The sequence below is a fragment of the Bacteroidales bacterium genome (genome assembly GCA_018334875.1).
GTDB lineage: Bacteria > Bacteroidota > Bacteroidia > Bacteroidales > UBA12077 > JAGXLC01.
This window is the reverse complement of the sequence record JAGXLC010000363.1, coordinates 1-4,103: the sequence shown is the minus strand read 5'-3', so window position 1 is coordinate 4,103 and position 4,103 is coordinate 1. Positions and strand designations below refer to the sequence as shown.

The following is a 4,103-nucleotide window of genomic DNA, read 5'->3' as shown; positions in this document are numbered from 1 at the left end:
CCTGAAGAGCTTCAAAAACGTTGTCGGCAACCGGAAACATACGGGTAAATCCTTTCGGGACCAGAGCCGCAACCGATAACACATAAGTAAAACCTATCCTGACGAGAGGAGGAACCGAATACTTATAGATAAAGTCTTTTCTGAAACAGGCAGCAAAAAAAATACATTTCAGGATTTTAATCAGCGCATGAATTTTCATACCCTTAACCAGAAATTTATCGGATTCATTGGACACCATCTCTATATTATTCTTACATTTGTAATAATTAGAGTCTGTCTAGAATGTCCGCTGGCTGCGTTACGCTCGTTTTTCATGCCAGTCGATTATATTTGGTAGAGACGTACGGCCGTACGTCTCTACATTGGCATTCAAAACTCGCAAGCCTTGCCAGCGAACATTCTAGCCAAGACTCTTTCCAATCTAATTGACTTTATGGACAAACATTAATTCTATATTAAGCAAGGTTATTGGCTGCCAAAAAACATATCATTCCCGAAACCGCAAAGTTCTGGTTTTCGCTTGATAATGCCGCAAAAATTTTTCCGGCCATTATTACGAAAGAAGTTACTACTGTTTTCAGATTAACTGCTGTACTTAAATATCCGGTTAAAATCAGTGCCCTGAGAAAAGCGTTGCTTACTGCGGAAAAGCGATTTCCATATTATAAGGTACAGCTTAAGAAGGGGTTTTTCTGGTACTACCTTGAACATCTTCCCCGGCATATACCTATTGTAGCAGACCATCAGGGATGCTGCCGGAAATTTTCGAAAGGAGAGCTGCTGATCAGAATTCCGGTGAAAAACAACCGGATAAGCATAGAATTTTCCCATGTTTTAACAGACGGGGGCGGGGGATTTGAATTTTTAAGAACCGTTTTGATATTGTATGCTCAGGCTTGTGGAAGAAAAATTCCCGAGGAATACCAATTCCAAAACCCTGAAGAACAAATTTCCAAAGAAGAATATGAAGATGCCTACAAACGGTATTTTAAGGAAAATATACCACCAACAATTAAAAGAACAAAAGCTTTTCATTACCCTTATCCTCCCAAAGCACCTCCACGTTTTGAACGGCTGAATGTTACCCTTTCCCTGCAACAGATCAAACGGATTGCCGCTGAAAAAGGGGTCAGCCTCACCGTCTATCTGGTTGCGGTTTACCTTTTTACATTACAGGATATATATGAAAATCTCAGCGGTTTCAAAAAGTATAAAAAAAACAAGGTGCTTCGCGTTCAGGTGCCTGTTAATCTGAGAAAAATTTTTCCTTCACGGACGATGCGAAATTTTTCATTGTTTGTCATGCCTGAAATTGATCTGCGGCTTGGCTATTATACATTCGATGAGATTGTCAAAACAGTATATCACCAGATCCAGCTTGAAACCGATGAGAAACTGATCAATAAAAACATCTCGAGAAACGTTGGGAGTGAGAAAAAAATCTATGTCAGAAGCATTCCGTTGGTTATTAAAAGTCTGATCCTGAAAATGAAACACAAATCTCTGGGTCCAAGTCAGTATAGCGGGGTGGTTACGAATCTGGGAAAGGCAAAATTACCCGTTGAAACGGAAGATATGATTGATCATTTTGTTATTACACCTCCGCCGCCTAATAACCTGCTGAAAATAAACTGCGGTATCATTGGTTTTGATGATAAGCTGGTGTTGAGTTTTGGAAACATAACCACTTCCGGAGAATTCGAGCAGAAATTTCTGGAATTTTTAGAAGCACGCGATATTCAGGTGCAGAGGGAGGATGAAGAGCTATAAATCTTATTTATTATGATACGTTGTTCAAATTGTGGCGTGGAACTGGAAGAAAATGCCAATTTTTGTTCTTTATGCGGGGAACCCGTCTGGAACCAGAACACCGATAATCTGGCATATCTTAAATCCAGAAAATTACAGCAAGAGGAAAAACTCCTGAGCGATTATCAGAAATTGACCGGTTTCCAGAAGCGAATGCTGATCTGGAAAATATCCGGCCTCATACTGATTTCAGGGATAATCACAACATTAATTATTGATTTCCTGGGTGATCAGACCGTCACATGGTCAAAATACCCTGTAACAGCCGGGCTGGTATTGTACCTGAATATCACACTCATTGCCTTTTGGTACAGAAAACTCCTGTTGCTGCTTTTTTTCAGTTTCCTGGCCACCTCCGTGCTGCTCATTCTGCTGGATATTTATGCCGGAAATACCGGCTGGGGGATGCAACTGGGTATTCCCCTGCTATTGGCAGGGTATATAGGCATTTTTGTTTTTATTTTTATCGTCAGAAAAGCCGAGCAAACAGGCTTGAATATCATAGCGTATTCTCTTATCGTATCCGGGGTGCTCAGCATTTGTATCGACGGGATACTTTCCCTGTATTCCGGTAATACCCTACATTTCGGATGGAGTTTAATAGTAATGGTATCCGTTGGGATCATCGCTGTTCTGTTGCTGTATATTCATTTCAAATTGAAGAAGGGGACCGACCTGAAAAGGTTTTTCCACATTTGACAAGTATATTAGAATAATTCGGGCTAAAACATCGGCCACAGTTCATTCCACAAGTCCCTTCCCAGCACGAAGAACAGGAATAAACTGCCGAGCCAGCCGTGATACAGTCCGAGGGGCCAGAGATTTCTCCATTTAAAGTAAACACTGGTGAATAAAAGCTCCATAAAGAATGCAAAGGCCATGATAGGCAGACTGGGATAATGAATAAGCGCAAAGAGAAGGGAGATTAACAGGATAATCTGGGAAATGTCCAAATTCAGGGAGTCTATTTTTTGTAAATTTCTTGCAATGATAGCGATCATCATAAACTGCTGAATCATGCCCCAGGCAGGATATAGAAACAAAACAGGGATGACATGCCAGTTGAAAAAATGGGCATTGAAGGAAATGCCATACCAGACAATGCCTGCCACCAACACCCCGGCAAAAGGTAAAATAAACATAAAGGTATTTTTGAAATGATCCTTGCGGAGGCCCCAATCCCTTAGAATGTGAGGATTTTCCCTGTATCTTTTGGCTATGAACAACATCCAGAACAAACAGGCTGCTCCGATATAAAGCCCCCGCATCTCAAGCCAATCCATTAATACATGTTTCATAACTCCCGTAATTCCAACCGCCAGTATTTCGAGCCACCTTCTTTTGTCTGTTGTTATTGCTATATCCTGATTGATCATCGTTTTGATATTATACACTGTTTGTGCAGATGCTTCAGGTTCAAAATTAATAGTTCTCATATCAAAATAAAAGAGCCAGAGACAATAAACACGCACCATAAAGTGTGATTCTTTTCAGAATTGATTATTTTAGTGCTATCAACCAAAAACAATACATCATGAGAAAACAGTTCGTATTTTTGACAGTTTGCCTGGCGCTGATTCTGGCCATGAATTCCTGCAACAACAATGAAATAAAGGTGCAGGGCTCTCTTAAAACCTGGCATAAGGTAACCCTCAGTATCAACGGTCCTGAAGTGAGCGAAACGGGTACCCCCAATCCATTCCTGACTTACCGGCTCAATGTTACCTTTCAGAAAGGAGACCAGAAGTATGTCGTTCCGGGCTATTTTGCCGCTGATGGCAATGCATCTGAAACCAGCGCTTCTTCGGGTTCTGTATGGAAGGCTCATTTCTGCCCGCCTGAAGCAGGAACCTGGGAGTATTCAGTATCTTTCAGACAAGGGGAGGAGATAGCCCTATCTTTAGAGGAAGAGGCCGGTGAACCGGTTGGTCCCGATGGACTGGAAGGTTCTTTTGAAGTAGAATCATCTTCCAATGATGCACCCGGTTTTTTATCTGAAGGTAAGCTACGGTATGTCGGCAAACACCACCTCCAATTTGCCGGATCGAAGGAATATTTCCTGAAAGGCGGAGCGGACAGTCCGGAAAATTTCCTGGCCTATAACGGATTTGATGGTACATACTATGGCGGGGATTCAGAACAGCGAAGCGGGGAAAGTGCTCCAAACGAAGGATTGCATTCCTACAATCCCCATATTGATGACTGGAAAGAAGGCGATCCCACCTGGCAAAACGGAAAAGGCAAAGGAATAATAGGCGCCCTGAACTATCTTTCTTCGAAGGGAATGAATTCGG

The 4,103-nt window shown here is 41.9% G+C and carries 5 protein-coding genes; 3 read left to right on the top strand and 2 right to left on the bottom strand.

Features of this window, described 5'->3' with window-relative positions:
* Window positions 1-199 (bottom strand): hypothetical protein (locus tag KGY70_18120; protein MBS3777118.1); only part of this gene is annotated, 199 nt, incomplete at its 3' end.
* 269 nt (window positions 200-468) lie between these two features.
* Between KGY70_18120 and KGY70_18115 the strand changes: the two genes are divergently transcribed.
* Both KGY70_18115 and KGY70_18110 read left to right on the top strand, forming a co-directional pair.
* Entirely contained in the window at window positions 469-1,770 is a 1,302-nt protein-coding gene (locus KGY70_18115) for a hypothetical protein (protein ID MBS3777117.1), read from the top strand.
* Between the two features lie 12 nt (window positions 1,771-1,782).
* A complete protein-coding gene (locus KGY70_18110; GenBank protein ID MBS3777116.1) occupies window positions 1,783-2,508 on the top strand; it encodes a zinc ribbon domain-containing protein in 726 nt (241 codons plus the stop codon).
* A 23-nt stretch (window positions 2,509-2,531) separates the two neighbouring features.
* On the opposite strand, the gene KGY70_18105 is transcribed toward KGY70_18110, so the two are convergent.
* A complete protein-coding gene (locus KGY70_18105) occupies window positions 2,532-3,245 on the bottom strand; it encodes a CPBP family intramembrane metalloprotease (GenBank protein MBS3777115.1) in 714 nt (237 codons plus the stop codon).
* Window positions 3,246-3,343: 98 nt separating this feature from the next.
* Here KGY70_18105 and KGY70_18100 point away from each other — a divergent pair.
* Window positions 3,344-4,103 (top strand): DUF5060 domain-containing protein (locus KGY70_18100; protein ID MBS3777114.1); only part of this gene is annotated, 760 nt, incomplete at its 3' end.

What these genes read in the sequence shown, in the direction of transcription:
- KGY70_18110 (MBS3777116.1), top strand. Translation starts at nt 1,783, where the DNA reads ATGATACGTTGTTCAAATTGTGGCGTGGAACTGGAAGAAAATGCCAAT.
- KGY70_18105 (MBS3777115.1), bottom strand. Translation starts at nt 3,245, where the DNA reads ATGAGAACTATTAATTTTGAACCTGAAGCATCTGCACAAACAGTGTAT.